Origin of the sequence: Rhodoluna sp. (assembly GCF_044239955.1) — a bacterium.
Taxonomy (GTDB): domain Bacteria; phylum Actinomycetota; class Actinomycetes; order Actinomycetales; family Microbacteriaceae; genus Rhodoluna.
This window is the reverse complement of the sequence record NZ_JBIIAL010000017.1, coordinates 1-14,448: the sequence shown is the minus strand read 5'-3', so window position 1 is coordinate 14,448 and position 14,448 is coordinate 1. Positions and strand designations below refer to the sequence as shown.

Genomic DNA, 14,448 nt, shown 5'->3' with positions numbered 1-14,448 from the left:
CGGGAGTGTAGCTCAATGGTAGAGCCTCAGTTTTCCAAACTGATGGCGCGGGTTCGATTCCCGTCACTCCCTCCAATTACCTCTGGCAGGTATTACACCAATAAAGCTTGCGGCCATAGAAAAGCTCAAGCTTCACTTTCTTCCCACACTGCCTACAAGGCAAATCTTCACGTTTATATACGTTGTAACGATCCAAAAGCGGCACCCTGCCCTTCAAGAATCCCTCACGCGTCAGCATAAAGCCGGTCTTCACTCCAATTTTCATGAGATTCACGGCATCATCCCAAATGGCCAACAGCGTTTGCTCGGAAACTTTGTTTCCTGTCTTGTGTGGAGATAATCCTGCTCTAAACAGAAGTTCTGCTCGATAAACGTTTCCGATGCCGCTGATCACGGCTTGGTTCATTAGCAGTGCTCCAATCGGTACAGCCGAGCCTCTCACTTTCGAGACAAAACGAAGCCCTTCTTGGCCCGAAGGGTCAGCTCTTAGTGGGTCTGGGCCAAGACGCCTAATGACTGTCAAAACATCATCAGCGTCGACAACTTCACAAACTGTTGGGCCACGAAGATCTGCTGAAGCAGTGTTTGATCCAAATCTTGATCGGACCTGGCCCCAGATTTCTGGTGCTTTTGATAGTGGCACTTCGTAGAAGTTCCACTTGCCATAGATTCCTAAGTGCACCCGAATGGTGAGTTTGTTATCAAAACCAAGAAACAGTTGCTTGCCAATGGCACTTGACTCAACAAGCTTCCTTCCAGAAACTAAAGACGCCTGCTCAGTAAATCTTCCTTGTGGGGAGGAGATTTTTACTTTGGAATCAACAAAGAGTTCGGCAAGTTTGTTTGCGGTTCTATGAACGGAGTGACCTTCTGGCATGGCTCTAGGAAACTAAGTCTTCGATTTGCCTGACGATAGTCTGCGGGTCTTTACTGCGGATAGACACTTCTGTGCCATCTTGCAGGTATAGCTTCACAGCTGGGCCCTTAGAAGGAACAAACCCTATTTTGCGAGTGGTAAGCCTTACTCCCCACCCGCCAAATTCGCGAGCCGATACTGCACCCACAGCAGCGCTAACAATTTCTTCGGGCGGGAAGCTCATGAAACTAAAACCACGAAGCTTTACATCAACCTGCTCGCCAACAACTATTTCTGGCATTGCCAAAAAGAAAATCAGCAACACCGGCACCGAAAGCATCAAGAAAGCAAACACGGGTAAAGGAAAGCTGATTGCGGCCGCATCAGATGCACCAACTTGGATAAGCGCAGAGGTCGTAATTATTCCAGTAATCACCCAGAAAATAATTCCAACGACAAGAAGCAGCAATTTCTTGATTCGCACTTTAGCTTTTGCCCAAACGGATAACGCTAGTGATGGTGCCCAGATCAGCAATTGAACAATTAAAGCAGTAAGGGCGAACTCACTAATTGACACGAAGCCATCTGGCTGCATCGTGATTCCCCAGTGAATGGCAATTGGATCTGGTAACGACCCAGCAGAAGCTAGCTGGAAGATAAGAATCTGAAAAATTGCAATTGCTGCTGGTTGAAAAATCCAAACGTGCAATCTTGAGATGTCTAGTTTCATTGACTAGCTAATCTCTCCTGTTTGCTCATAGAGTCCGATCTTGCCGATTCGACGCTCATGTCTTTCATCTTTACTGAATGGTTCAGCGATGAAAACCTTGATTAGTTCCAGCACTTCTTCTTTGCTGTGTTGCCTGGCGCCGACGGCGATAACGTTAGCGTCGTTGTGCTGCCTGGCAAGTTCAGCGATTTCTTTATTCCAAACCAAAGCGGCTCGAATACCTTTTACTTTGTTGGCTGCCATTTGCTCACCGTTTCCAGATCCGCCAAGAACAATTCCAAGAGCGGGGACCGCAGCCTGCAAATCGCGCTGCACCGCAAGAGCGGCACTAATACAAAACGCTGGGTAATCATCAAGAGGATCAAAGGACTGGGGGCCGTGATCTAATACTTCGTGGCCAAGGTTTGTTAATTCCTGAATAAGGTAGTGACTTGTTTCTAGGCCGGCATGATCGGTTGCGATGTGAATTCTCATATTTACCTAATCTACTTATCGAAGCCGCTGCGAAGAAATCTCAAGGTCATTGAGCCAATTACTGCGGTGAGGGTCACGTAAGTGAGGGTAAGAGCTTGCAGGTTTACAGATAGCACCGCTGGTGCTGCCAAAGCTGCTATCACCATTGAAAATTCACCCCTTGGTGTCAAGAAGGCCCCGGCTCGAATCCAGCTGAGCTTGTCACCCATATCCTTGGCAATCCACCAACCAACCGCAAATTTTCCCGCAACACCGATGACCACGAATAGCAAAACAGCTGGAAGCACTTGCAACAGATCTGCGAAGTTTGTAGCCAGTCCGAAAAACAGAAAGAAAATAGCCGCGAACAGATCCCTTAGCGAACCGAGTCTTCCGCGGACAGTGTTGGCCACTTCACCAGTTAATAGCAGTCCTACCAAGAAAGCAGCGACCGCACCTGAGAATCCTGCGAGATCGGCAACGCCTGCTGCTAACAAGGCAGATCCAAATACTGTAAGTAGCAAGCCCGATGGAACATCGGGGTTCAAGATTCTGGACCACTTGGTGTTACCTCGATAAGAAATAATCAAAACCAGTCCAGTGATTATCAAGGCAACCGAGACTGACACTAAACCAGCTGCGGCCGAAAGCCCGAGAACTAGCGAAGATAGTAGCGGCAGGTAGGGAGCTAGAGCAAGATCCTCAAAAACCAAGATTGCCACCACTCGCTTTGAAAGCTCAGACTTACGCCAACCGGTTTCTCGAAGTAACTCCGAGGCGATTCCCGAAGACGAAACGTAAGCAATACCGCCCACGACAAATGCGGCTAGGGGGCCCCAGCCAAAGGCTAAGGCAAGCAAAGCGCCGGGGATGAAGTTTGTGGCAATATCAAAAACCCCAGCAGACTTTCTATCTTTGAAAGCCTTTGCTAAATCAGTCGCAGAATACTCCAACCCAAGCAAGAGAAGAAGAAGTATTGCGCCGATTTGTGCGCCGATTGCCAAAAAGTCGGAGCTTAGGTTAATGAGACCGAAGCCTCCCTGACCTACTGCAAGGCCCACAATCAAATACAAAGGCACAACTGAGAAATTTAAGCGGGCCGCGATAAACGCAATCACTCCAAGGCCCAGTAACAGCGCGCCAATCTCAGCGAGGGTCTGCGACGCCTCTGCTGAGCCCCCCAAGGCCATAACTGGATTGATCACATTGTTATTGTTTCACACCGTCCTATCCCAAGTTAGGCTTTGGGATGAAGAGTCCATAGAAAGAAGAACCAATGCCTGGCGAAAACCTAACCAGAATCGAAGCTCAAGAGCGAGCAGCCACCTTGGAAGTTCAGAGCTACCAAGTGGAGATCGACCTAACCCAAGGCGCTGAGTTCTTTGGATCCACGACCCGGGTGCGCTTTACCTCTAGTGAGCCAGGGACTTCAACTTTTATCGACGCAATCACAAACTCTGTTCACTCAGTGCTGCTAAACGGGGAAGTGTTGGACCCAGCTGTGGTCTCGGATGGGATCCGCATCCAGCTACCTTCTATTGCCGCCGAGAACGAGCTGGTTATCGTGGCGCAGGGTAAGTTCACCAACACCGGTGAAGGACTGCATCGTTTTGTGGATCCAGTCGATCAAGAGGTATACCTCTATACCCAGTTTGAGGTGCCAGATTCAAGACGCATGTTTGCAGTCTTCGAGCAGCCCGACCTAAAGGCCACTTTCCAGTTCAACATCACCGCTCCTAGCTACTGGAAAGTTGCTTCCAACTCCCCCACCCCAACACCTAATGACCTAAGAGAAGGTGTCTCGGTTTGGAACTTTGAGCCCACCCCTCGCATCTCAAGCTACATAACCGCTCTGGTGGCAGGTCCCTATGTTGAGGTAAGAGATGAGCTGGTTTCTTCATCTGGAAAAACCGTTCCGCTAGGTGTTTTTTGCCGTAAGTCATTATTTGAGTTCTTAGACGCTGAATACGTATTTGAAAAGACTAAGCAGGGCTTTGAGTTTTTTGAGAAGCAGTTTGACTACCCGTACCCGTTTGAAAAGTACGACCAGCTCTTTGTTCCAGAGTTCAATGCCGGAGCCATGGAAAATGCTGGGGCAGTAACTTTCACTGAGACCTATGTTTTTAGATCCAAAGTAACGGACGCGGTAAAAGAACGCCGCGTGGTTACGATCTTGCACGAGTTAGCTCACATGTGGTTTGGTGATCTAGTAACCATGCGCTGGTGGAGCGATCTGTGGCTAAACGAATCCTTTGCCGAATACATGTCCACTTTGGCTACCCAAGAAGCAACCGAGTGGCACGGCGCATGGGCAACATTTGCCTCTCTAGAAAAGTCCTGGGCTTACCGCCAAGACCAACTCCCATCGACGCATCCAATCGTTGCTGAAATAAACGACCTAGAAGATGTGCAGGTGAACTTCGATGGAATTACCTACGCCAAGGGAGCATCGGTATTGAAGCAGCTGGTTGCTTGGGTTGGCCAGGAACCATTCATGCGCGGAGTCTCCGACTACTTCAAAAAACACGCCTTCAAAAACACTGAGCTCAAAGATCTTTTGAAAGAGCTGGAGCACCAAAGCGGAAGAGATCTCAGCCAGTGGTCCAAGCTTTGGTTGGAGACTGCAGGAGTAAATACTTTGCGACCAGAGCTTGTTGAAAAAGAAGGTGTAATCGAATCATTCGCCATTTTGCAATCAGCAATCGACGCGTACCCTTACCTAAGACCACACCGCATTGCTATCGGTCTCTACGAAGAAAAAAACGGCAAAGTCGTTCGAACCGATCGAATCGAGCTGGATGTTGAAGGAGCCAAGACCGAGGTTCCAGAACTTGCCGGCAAGAGGCGTCCAGCTTTGATTTTGCTAAACGATGACGATCTCACCTACGCAAAGATTCGTATGGACGAGGCTTCCTGGAGCTTTGCTTTGGACAAGCTTTCTTCCATTGAAGATCCACTAGCTAGAGCTTTGGTTTGGGGATCTGCTTGGGATGCAACCCGTGATGGAGAAACCTCACCTCGTGATTTCATCAAGCTCGCTCTTCGTCACCTTGAGTTCGAAACTGAGTCAACAACTATGTTGACTGTTTTGAGACAACTGCTGACGGTTGCGAACCTATATGTAGCCGAACAGAACCGCTCGACTGAGCAGCTTTTACTGGCTGATAGTTTGTGGAGCCTGGCTCAAAATGCTGAAGCGGGCTCAGACGCGCAGTTGCAGTTTGTGAAGTTCTTTGCGCAGTTTGCTAGAAGCGATCAGCAGCTAGCGAATGTCTCAGCCCTGCTAAGTGGCGAGCTAAAGCTTTCCTCGCTCGCCATTGATACCGACTTGCGCTGGGAGCTTGTTACCTCTTTGGCTGTCGGTGGAAAGATATCGAGCGAGCTACTAGATCAAGAGCTCGAAGGAGACAACACCGCTAATGGTCAGAAGTATCACATTGCTGCCGTTGCCGCTTTGCCGGACACCGCTTCTAAGCAAGCAATGTTCACCAAATTGGTTGCAACCGACGAACTCTCCAATGCATTAGTGAATTCTGCAAGCCTTGCATTTGGAAGAGTGCTGGATCCAAAGGTCCTGCAGTCATTTGTCTCTCAGTATTTTGGGAACGTTCTCAAGATATGGGAAGACAAGACCTATCACATGGCCGAATACCTTCTTGTGAATCTGTATCCATTGGCACTTGCCAACAAAGAGCTAGTTTCTGAAACAGAAGAGTTTCTTGCTACGCCTGAGGTACAAAGCAAGCCGGCGCTTCGGAGAATCATCATCGAAAACCTTGCCAATGTTGAAAGAGCGCTAAGCGCTCAGCAACGGGATCTAAAGAATTAGATGTCTGGAGAGTTCGAAGACGCCAGCCGCGTTGAGGTAGTTCGAATCAAGGGTCTTTCTGGAGAGGCCGTTGAGGGGAACTTCTTTGAACTAGTCGGAGGGACTGAAACCTTCAAGAAGCTAGTAACCAAGTTCTACGAGGGCGTTGCAACAGATGATGTACTAAAACCAATGTATCCCGAAGACGATCTGGGTCCAGCAGCCGAAAGGCTAAGAATGTTTTTAGAGCAGTACTGGGGCGGGCCACAAACCTACCAAGAAACCAGAGGACACCCCAGGCTCAAGCAGCGCCACCAGCAATTCAAGATCAACCCGCTGGCTCGCGAAAGATGGTTACATCACATGAAGGTCGCCTGCGACTCACTGGAGTTAGCGCCCCTGCATCAAGCACAGCTTTGGGGATACCTGGATCGTGCAGCAACTTCAATGCTCAACACGTTTGAGGACTAGAAGTGCTTGGCCTCTTTAGATAACACGTGGCCAAATTGTGACGAAAGTCTGACCCAGCCCTGAGAGTGAAAAACGGGAACCATTTCACCCTCTGTAAGAAACCCAAGACCCGCAGCCGCAAAGGCTGCCCCCGCAGGAACTTTGGAATCAAGATCAATTGCTCTTCCCCAAACTTCGGCACGAATGCGCGCCGCTATTGGACCACCGACTGATTCTGGAATTGTCTCGGCAACTTCAATGATGCCTTTTCTGGCAACCCCGGTAAGCATGTATTCCGGCAAGCTCGTAGCCTCCACCCAACCGGTTCGTGGTGGTGAAACTCCAGCCCACGGTACTCGCTCTGAAGAGACCAGATTAAAAACAAAACTTTGGTCTGCTTCTGGTTTTTCGAGTTCAAAGGCGATGCGATCTAAGACGGCCTGAATTGGAACCAGTACGTTGATCTCAGCTTCTTGCTTTAGATCCATTGTCCGAAGGCCCAGCACGGTTGGACCATCATCCAAAATGTTGGCGGTAAACAAGGGTGCCACGTAGGCAGTCAAAAGGGCTCCGAAGGCTCGAAGCCTTACTACTCCCTTGGGGTCCATTTTCTTAGATCTGGTCAAAAAGGTTTTTAGATCAAGAGCTGTTTGCTGGTCCAAGAGCTGGAAGTCATTTTTCATTTCATTACTAAACTTACCCTGATAGCTACCAAGCAAAGTAAGGACACCCAAGATGACAAAGGTTCCACCACCTAAAGACCCACTTGCCGATCTTTTGGTAGCGCTGGATATCAAAGATGCCGGTGGAGCAAGAACCAAAGAAGACATTTTCATTGGCCCATCTCAGTGGATGCCGCACGGAAGAGTGTTTGGTGGTCAAGTACTCGCCCAGTGCACTGTTGCAGCTACCAGAACAGTAGACCCCGAAAGAATCCTGCATTCGCTCCACGGTTATTTCTTGAGACCGGGCGACATAGATTTCCCCATTACATTCTCGGTTGACAGACTCCGTGACGGTAAGTCGTTTTCAACCCGAAGAGTTCAGGCCTACCAAAAAGGCGAACCTATTTTCTCAATGATCTCTTCATTCCAGACCGAGAGTCCAGGACTCACCCATCACGAACAGATGCCGGAAGGTTTGAAGCAGCCAGAAGACCTTCCTTCCGCAGCTGAAGTACTTGGGGGTATTCCTCACCCAGTAGCTCAATACTGGGCCAAGGCTAGACCTTTTGATTTGCGTCACGTGCAATCGCCGATCTACTTTGAGGTAAAAGGTGAGCCGGTGGCTCACCAGGCAGTTTGGCTAAAAGCCATTGGAGAATTACCTGATTCTCCAACCCTGCATCAAGCAGCTCTTGCTTATGCATCCGATTTCACATTGTTAGAAAGTATCTATCGCAGACACAAAATTTCTTGGGCAAAGCCGGGACTCAAAACCGCAAGCCTCGATCACGCGATGTGGTTCCATGCTCCTGCCAAAGTGGATCAGTGGATGCTCTATGTGCAAGAATCTCCCGCTGCGCAAAACAGCAGAGGTTTGGCTATTGGAAAGATCTTTAGTCGCGAAGGTGTCTTACTTGCGACAGTTGCCCAGGAGGGAATGGTTCGAGTCCCCGAGGGTAAGGTTGCTAGTCTCTTGTCAATCTTCGGTAAGTAGAGCGGTGCGGCTTAGCGGCGTCTGGGCCTAATCTTTCGATCTTGTTTTCTTCGTAGGATTCAAAGTTTCCTTCGAACCAGTACCACTGATCAGGCTTTTCGTCATTTCCCTCGTAGGCCAGGATATGGGTAGCAACTCGGTCCAGGAACCACCTATCGTGAGTGATCACCACAGCGCAACCTGGGAATTCAAGCAGGGCGTTTTCCAAAGAACCAAGAGTTTCAACATCTAGATCGTTTGTTGGCTCATCCAGTAGCAAAAGGTTTCCACCCTCCTTCAAAGTCAAAGCAAGATTTAGCCTGTTTCGCTCACCACCGGAAAGCACTCCGGCCGGTTTTTGCTGATCTGGTCCTTTGAAACCAAAAGCTGCAACATAGGCACGAGATGGCATCTCAACTTGTCCCACTTGAATGTAATCAAGCCCCCCAGAAACTACTTCCCAAAGGCTCTTGTCAGGATCTATACCACCGCGAGACTGGTCAACGTAAGAAATCTTTACCGTGTCACCAATTTTGAGTTCTCCGCCATCAAGGGTTTCTTCGCCAACAATCATTTTGAACAGCGTGGACTTACCAACACCGTTTGGACCAATAATTCCAACGATTCCGTTTCTTGGTAGCGAGAAAGACAAATCCGCAATCAAGCTTCTGTCACCAAAGTTCTTCTGTAAGTTCTTGGCTTCCAGAACTACGTTTCCTAGTCTCGGGCCTGGCGGAATCTGAATCTCTTCGAAATCAAGTTTTCTTGCCTTGTCTGCTTCGCTTGCCATCTCTTCGTATCTTGAAAGCCTGGCCTTAGATTTGGTTTGTCTTGCTTTAGAAGATGAGCGGACCCATTCAAGTTCATCCTTTAGGCGCTTTGCTAACTTGGCATCCTTTTTTCCTGCGACCTCTAGACGTTCTTGCTTTTTCTCCAGATAAGTGGAGTAGTTGCCTTCGTAAGGGTAAGCCCGTCCGCGATCCAGTTCCAAAATCCACTGCGCGACGTTGTCTAAGAAGTACCTATCGTGGGTAACTGCTAAAACTGCACCAGGGTATTTTGCCAAGTGCTGCTCGAGCCACAAAACACTCTCGGCATCCAAGTGGTTTGTTGGCTCGTCAAGAAGTAAAAGATCTGGCTTTTCAAGAAGCAATTTACACAGCGCAACGCGACGCTTTTCTCCACCGGATAGATGTGCTACCGGAGTGTCGCTCGGGGGGCAACGAAGTGCGTCCATGGCCTGCTCTAGTTGTGAATCTAGATCCCAGGCATCGAGGTGATCAATTGCCTCTTGCAAAGTTCCCATTTCCTCTAGCAAGCTGTCGTAGTCCGCATCTGGATTCGCAAGCTCTGCTGAGATTTCATTGAATCTATCGAGCTTGGCCTTTACTTCTTTTACGGCCTCTTCCACGTTTCCAAGCACAGTCTTCGATTCATCAAGCTTTGGCTCCTGCATCAAGATGCCTACGGTGTAACCCTCGCTCAGGCGAGCTTCTCCATTGGATGGAGTGTCTAGACCAGCCATGATCTTTAGAACTGATGACTTACCGGAACCGTTGGGGCCAACAACACCGATTTTGGCTCCAGGGATGAAAGAAAGTGTTACGTCATCCAAGATAAGTTTGTCGCCGTGCGCTTTACGCGCCTTGATCATCTGATAAATAAACTCAGCCATTTTTCCCTCAAATTGTGGTGTCAAAAAAATGACACCCTTTTTACCAAGAGTGCTGTGGATAAGTTTATCCGACAATGATGTGACTCAATGTGAGCCGACAATCACATACACCGAGGCAAAAAGGGTGTCACGCGACCAGGCTCTTAGGGGGAAGTGGCCTGACCGGGTCTGTTACTTACTTGCGGAGCTAAGCAGCGTTGTCTCCTTGGGTTCGAACTCTTCGTCTTCGATTTCACTGTCTGCTGGCTCTTCGCGGACTAGAACCGTGCGTGTAAACACTGAATTACCCCAGGTCAAGTCGTGGCCGATCACATCGGCCTCAATCTCAACTGAAGTTCCGGTTCTTTCGCCATTGTCCCAATCATGAACCTTGAGGCGGCCTGAGGTGGAGATTCGATCTCCCTTGGATACCGAGCTCGCGGTGTTGATGGCAAGCTGACGGAAGCAGGTCACTGTGAACCAGTTAGTTTCGCCGTCAATCCAGGCATTCTTGGATCTATCGAAGCGGCGCTTGGAGGAAGCCAAGCGGAATGAAGTTATAGGCAAGCCTTCTTGGGTTACTAGGTGCCTAGGTGTTGTTGCTACTAAACCTTGAACTGAAAATACGTCTGACATAGCTACCTTCTATTTCTCTGATTGAACTAATCAGAGAAATAGAATCTCAAAAGGTCAAGGGCCTTTGGGGGTTGAAAAAGAATCTGTGGAGAAGTTATTTCAGGTAAGAAACAAAAGCCTTGGCGGTCTTAGTCATCTTGGGTTTGACCACCATGTTGCAATAACCCTGGTCAGGGTTCTTGGCAAAGAAGTCCTGGTGGTAGGTCTCCCCCATCCAGAAAGTTTCCAAAGGCAGTAACTGGGTGAATATGGAATCGCCCCAGACTTGCTTCGCTCTTTCCAGGGACTGTTCAAAAAGGGCCTCCTGTTCAGCGCCGTCGTAAAACATGCAGCTTCGGTAGCTGGTTCCGATGTCATTGCCTTGACGGTTTAGTTGGGTTGGGTCGTGAAGGGTAAAAAAGATGTCCAAAACAACATCGGCCGGAATAATCGACTCGTCGAAGATAACCCTGGCTACTTCAGCGTGACCGGTTCCCTCGCCGCAAACGGCTTCGTAGCTTGGGTTATCAACATGGCCCCCGCTATAGCCAACCTCTACATCGCTTACGCCACGAAACTGCATAAAGCTCGAATCTAGGCACCAAAAGCAGCCACCACCGAGGACAAAACTCATCATCTAGCTAGCTTAGGCTTGTGCTTATGAAATTTCGAGCCAGCCAAGATAGATACTCCCAAATGAAGTACCGCCGAACAGGAAAATCCGGTCTGCTACTACCGGAAGTTTCCCTGGGTCTTTGGCACAACTTCGGCTCAGATCATTCCTTTGCAAACCAACGCGCAGTTCTGCGTCGGGCCTTCGATTTGGGAATTACGCATTTTGACCTAGCCAACAACTACGGGCCACCTTATGGTCAAGCAGAAGTGAACTTTGGTGAACACCTGAGAAAAGACTTCACTCCGTACCGCGACGAAATGATCATCTCTACTAAAGCCGGTTATGACATGTGGGATGGGCCCTACGGTGAGTGGGGATCGAGAAAGTATTTACTTGCCTCACTCGATCAGTCCCTTGATCGAATGGGTCTTGAGTATGTGGACATTTTTTATTCACACCGTTTCGATCCAGAAACTCCGCTTGAAGAAACCATGGGGGCTCTAGCATCGGCTGTTAGAAGCGGCAAAGCGCTATACGTTGGAATCTCCAACTACGACCCGCAGCAAACCATTAGAGCAAAACAAATTCTAGATTCATTGGGAATTCCGCTACTGATTCACCAGCCAAAGTATTCCATTCTGGAGAAAACACCTGAGTGGGGATTACTGGAAACAGTTGAGAGCCTTGGAGTGGGTTCAATTGTCTTTTCTCCCCTGGCTCAAGGGTTACTAACCGATAGATACCTTGATGGAAAAGTTCCAAATTCCTCTAGAGCGTCTAAAGGAAAGTTCTTGCCATCTGCAAAGATAAGCGATCAGTACCTAGCTACTGCTCGTTCTCTAAACGCTGTTGCCAAGTCAAGAGATCAATCTCTTGCACAGATGGCAATCTCTTGGGTTCTAAGACAGCCTGCTGTGACCAGTGCTCTTATTGGGGCTTCCAGCGTCAAGCAGCTCGAGCAAAACTACGCAGCCATCTTTGCAAACCCGTTTACCATGGACGAGCTTCGGCTAATTGATGATGCCACCAAGAATTGGGTTGGGTAAGTAACTAATTGAGAACTAAGCGTCCCGTTCTGGGAGTAATTTTTGCTTTAGCTGGCGTTGTGCTGTTTGGGCTAAACGCGTCGACTTCAAAAGTAACTATGGCCGCGGGAATCTCTGCCGAAGAACTTGTAATCTTTCGATCTCTTGCAACAGCTCTCGGAGCCGGTATTGCGCTGGCCCTAACGAATCCAAGAGCTTTTAAGGTGAAACCAAAAGAGTGGAAGAACCTCGTAATCTTTGGCATCTTCGGTGTTGCGCTAATGCAATGGTCGTATTCAAATGCGGTTGCCAACTTGCCAGTTGGCATTGCGCTGTTAATTGAATACACCGCAATTGTTATTGTGCCGCTTGTTTCGCTATGGCTTTTCAAAGAGAAGGTGCTACCTAGGCTGTGGTTTGCAATTGTTATGGTGCTTGGTGGTCTGGTGGTGGTTTCCAGAATCTGGGACGGCGGTTTGAACCCAGTTGGCGTGATGTTCGCTGTAGCTGCTGCGCTGTTTTTGAGCTTTTACTTTCTTATGGGTGAGCACACCCTCAGAAACAGAGATGCCCTGTCCACGCTTTTTTACAGCATGTCTGTTTCGGCGCTGTTTTGGTTGATTGTGACCCCCTGGTGGAATTTTGATACTTCTCTATTTGCAAAGACAGTTTCACTAACCGGGAACCTAGCCCAGTATGAACTTCCAATTTGGTTGCTTCTATTGTGGATTGGAATCTTTGGCTCCTTTCTACCTATGCTGTTTTCCTTTTTGGCCCTTACCCACCTCAGGGCCACCGCTGTGGGGGTTATTTCTACCGCTGAGACCGTCATGGCCTTCGTTTTTGGTTGGGCTTGGCTCAATGAGAGAATTGATGGGCTTCAGGCCCTCGGGGGACTATTGGTAGTTGCCGGAATCGTTTTGGCACAAACCTCCAGGGTGAAAAATCAGGAAACTTCCTAAACATCTGAGATAAGGACAATTGTGCGCAATGATTCCGCCGCAATGCTGGCAACAGTGGCCCTTGTTGGACTCGGCGCACTACTGTTGTCCTTTTTTGACACTGGCACCTGCGTTGTCCCCGATGCCGAAGGCTTCACTTCCTGCCAAGATATAGCTGACCAAAGAACTTGGGCAGCTTTGATACTTGGATCCGCAGTGGTTATTGGTTTCTCGGTATCAATTATTCGAAGAAAGAGACGCTAGCGGTGCATCAAGTCAATGAGGAAACCAAGGTTCTGAGAGAAGCGATTTTCGAATATGTGAGAGTCCGAATGGATTACAGCCCGGCCCCATTAGATTCAGCTAAATCTGAAGAAGAGATATTCAACCAAGCTGGGCAAACCATTACCGAGCAAGGCCTCGGAGGGAAAACAGCCCTCAAGCTTTTTGAAGATGTGCTAGCCCCAGCAACAATTTCAACTGACCACCCTGGATTTTTGTCCTTCATTCCAAATGCGCCAACTGAAGTATCGAGTCTTTTTGACCTAATAGTCTCTGCAAGCTCGATTTACGGAGGATCATGGTTAGAAGGAGCTGGCGCAATTTTTGCCGAGAACCAAGTGCTGTCCTGGCTTGCAAAAGAAGTGGGGTTACCGGAAAGTGCGGGGGGAGTTTTTGCTCAGGGTGGAACTGTTGGAAACCTCTCAGCACTGGTTACTGCAAGAGATGCCCATCGTGAAAGACTTTCCAAGGCTGGAATCAACTACGAAGGAAGATTTGCTTTTATTGCATCTAAAGAAGCCCATTCCTCGCTGAAATCAGCAGCTAAGGTCATGGATGTCGATGTCATTCTGGCAAAGCCAGAAGAGAACGGAAAGCTAGTTGCTAGTTCTGTTCAAGAGGCACTTTCGGCATCAGAGCCACACAGTGTATTTGCAATTGTTGCAACCGGAGGCACTACCAACTTTGGAATTGTTGACGATCTTCGCGGAATCGGTGAAATCGCCAACACAAATAACATCTGGTATCACATCGATGGAGCCTACGGTCTTGCTGGCATTTTGAGTCCAAAGTACCGTCACCTATTTGATGGCTCAGAACTTGCTGACTCCTTTATTGTTGACCCACACAAGTGGCTCTTCGCACCTTATGACGCTTGCGCTTTGGTCTACAGAGAGCCGGCATATGCAAAATCTTCACACACCCAGCGCGGAGAGTACCTGGACACGCTAAATGAATCTGGACTCTGGAACCCATCAGATTATTCATTCGGATTAACCAGACGAACAAGAGGCCTTCCACTTTGGTTCTCCCTAGCAACTCATGGCGTTGAAAAGTACCGCGAAGCAATCGAGGCAAGTATTGACATGGCTCATGACGCAGCCGATCGAATAAGAACCCTCGACTACTTGGAACTAGTTCGCGATCCAGAGCTATCCGTCGTGGTTTTCGAGCGCAAAGGCTGGTCATTATCTGACTATGACCGCTGGTCCGCGAAACTTCTCAAAGAGGAAGTCGGATTTGTTGTTTCCTCTAGTCATCAAGGCAAGCCAAACACGCGTTTTGCAATTGTTAATCCGCAAACCTCTATTGAATTGCTATTCAAGATTCTTGAAAGCATGAAGTAAGGAACCAAAACATGAAGCTAACAGTTGCCACAGC

The 14,448-nt window shown here is 48.7% G+C and carries 15 protein-coding genes and 1 tRNA gene; 8 read left to right on the top strand and 8 right to left on the bottom strand.

Annotated features, from left to right (window positions below; genetic code table 11):
- Position 1: 1 nt before the first annotated feature.
- Positions 2 to 75 (top strand) — tRNA-Gly (locus AC9UFE_RS05620).
- Position 76: 1 nt separating this feature from the next.
- On the opposite strand, the gene AC9UFE_RS05615 is transcribed toward AC9UFE_RS05620, so the two are convergent.
- From AC9UFE_RS05615 to AC9UFE_RS05600, 4 genes are read right to left on the bottom strand one after another with little or no spacing between them, the layout of a single operon-like run.
- Positions 77 to 877: an Fpg/Nei family DNA glycosylase gene (locus AC9UFE_RS05615; protein ID WP_509546681.1), complete on the bottom strand. Its 801-nt coding sequence runs from the start codon at positions 875 to 877 to the stop codon at positions 77 to 79.
- Positions 878 to 881: 4 nt separating this feature from the next.
- Complete coding sequence (locus AC9UFE_RS05610) at positions 882 to 1,586, bottom strand: SdpI family protein (RefSeq protein WP_509546678.1); 705 nt, start codon at positions 1,584 to 1,586, stop codon at positions 882 to 884.
- A gap of 3 nt (positions 1,587 to 1,589) precedes the next feature.
- On the bottom strand, positions 1,590 to 2,060 hold the full coding sequence (locus AC9UFE_RS05605; protein ID WP_509546675.1) for a ribose-5-phosphate isomerase: 471 nt from the start codon (positions 2,058 to 2,060) through the stop codon (positions 1,590 to 1,592).
- 11 nt (positions 2,061 to 2,071) lie between these two features.
- Positions 2,072 to 3,244, bottom strand: a complete 1,173-nt coding sequence (locus tag AC9UFE_RS05600; protein WP_509546672.1) for a cation:proton antiporter — start codon at positions 3,242 to 3,244, stop codon at positions 2,072 to 2,074.
- 71 nt (positions 3,245 to 3,315) lie between these two features.
- On the opposite strand from AC9UFE_RS05600, the gene pepN reads away from it, so the two are divergent.
- The gene (pepN, locus tag AC9UFE_RS05595) at positions 3,316 to 5,868 is read left to right on the top strand and encodes an aminopeptidase N (RefSeq protein ID WP_509546670.1); all 2,553 of its coding nucleotides are present in this window, start codon (positions 3,316 to 3,318) and stop codon (positions 5,866 to 5,868) included.
- A complete protein-coding gene (locus tag AC9UFE_RS05590; RefSeq protein WP_509546667.1) occupies positions 5,869 to 6,318 on the top strand; it encodes a globin in 450 nt (149 codons plus the stop codon). It abuts the gene before it with no gap.
- Here AC9UFE_RS05590 and AC9UFE_RS05585 read toward each other — a convergent pair.
- Positions 6,315 to 6,980, bottom strand: coding sequence for a DUF8185 domain-containing protein (locus AC9UFE_RS05585; protein ID WP_509546665.1), 666 nt, complete (start codon positions 6,978 to 6,980; stop codon positions 6,315 to 6,317). The genes AC9UFE_RS05590 and AC9UFE_RS05585 overlap by 4 nt on opposite strands.
- A 52-nt stretch (positions 6,981 to 7,032) precedes the next feature.
- Between AC9UFE_RS05585 and AC9UFE_RS05580 the strand changes: the two genes are divergently transcribed.
- On the top strand, positions 7,033 to 7,956 hold the full coding sequence (locus AC9UFE_RS05580; protein WP_509546662.1) for an acyl-CoA thioesterase: 924 nt from the start codon (positions 7,033 to 7,035) through the stop codon (positions 7,954 to 7,956).
- Here AC9UFE_RS05580 and ettA read toward each other — a convergent pair.
- The 3 genes from ettA to msrA all read right to left on the bottom strand — a co-directional run bounded on the left by ettA (position 7,928) and on the right by msrA (position 10,841).
- Entirely contained in the window at positions 7,928 to 9,610 is a 1,683-nt protein-coding gene (gene ettA / locus AC9UFE_RS05575; RefSeq protein WP_509546658.1) for an energy-dependent translational throttle protein EttA, read from the bottom strand. The two genes, AC9UFE_RS05580 and ettA, sit on opposite strands and share 29 nt — an antisense overlap.
- Before the next feature lie 171 nt (positions 9,611 to 9,781).
- A complete protein-coding gene (locus tag AC9UFE_RS05570) occupies positions 9,782 to 10,225 on the bottom strand; it encodes a single-stranded DNA-binding protein (protein ID WP_509546655.1) in 444 nt (147 codons plus the stop codon).
- Between the two features lie 94 nt (positions 10,226 to 10,319).
- Entirely contained in the window at positions 10,320 to 10,841 is a 522-nt protein-coding gene (gene msrA / locus AC9UFE_RS05565; protein ID WP_509546652.1) for a peptide-methionine (S)-S-oxide reductase MsrA, read from the bottom strand.
- A gap of 23 nt (positions 10,842 to 10,864) precedes the next feature.
- On the opposite strand from msrA, the gene AC9UFE_RS05560 reads away from it, so the two are divergent.
- The 4 genes from AC9UFE_RS05560 to AC9UFE_RS05545 are packed head-to-tail and all read left to right on the top strand — an operon-like array spanning position 10,865 to position 14,414.
- The gene (locus AC9UFE_RS05560) at positions 10,865 to 11,866 is read left to right on the top strand and encodes an aldo/keto reductase (RefSeq protein ID WP_509546649.1); all 1,002 of its coding nucleotides are present in this window, start codon (positions 10,865 to 10,867) and stop codon (positions 11,864 to 11,866) included.
- 8 nt (positions 11,867 to 11,874) lie between these two features.
- Positions 11,875 to 12,807: an EamA family transporter gene (locus AC9UFE_RS05555; protein WP_509546647.1), complete on the top strand. Its 933-nt coding sequence runs from the start codon at positions 11,875 to 11,877 to the stop codon at positions 12,805 to 12,807.
- Positions 12,808 to 12,828: 21 nt separating this feature from the next.
- Positions 12,829 to 13,050 carry a hypothetical protein gene (locus tag AC9UFE_RS05550; RefSeq protein ID WP_509546645.1) on the top strand — a complete coding sequence of 74 codons (222 nt, stop codon included), beginning with the start codon at positions 12,829 to 12,831 and terminating at the stop codon, positions 13,048 to 13,050.
- Positions 13,051 to 13,052: 2 nt separating this feature from the next.
- The gene (locus tag AC9UFE_RS05545; RefSeq protein WP_509546642.1) at positions 13,053 to 14,414 is read left to right on the top strand and encodes a pyridoxal phosphate-dependent decarboxylase family protein; all 1,362 of its coding nucleotides are present in this window, start codon (positions 13,053 to 13,055) and stop codon (positions 14,412 to 14,414) included.
- Positions 14,415 to 14,448 lie beyond the last annotated feature (34 nt).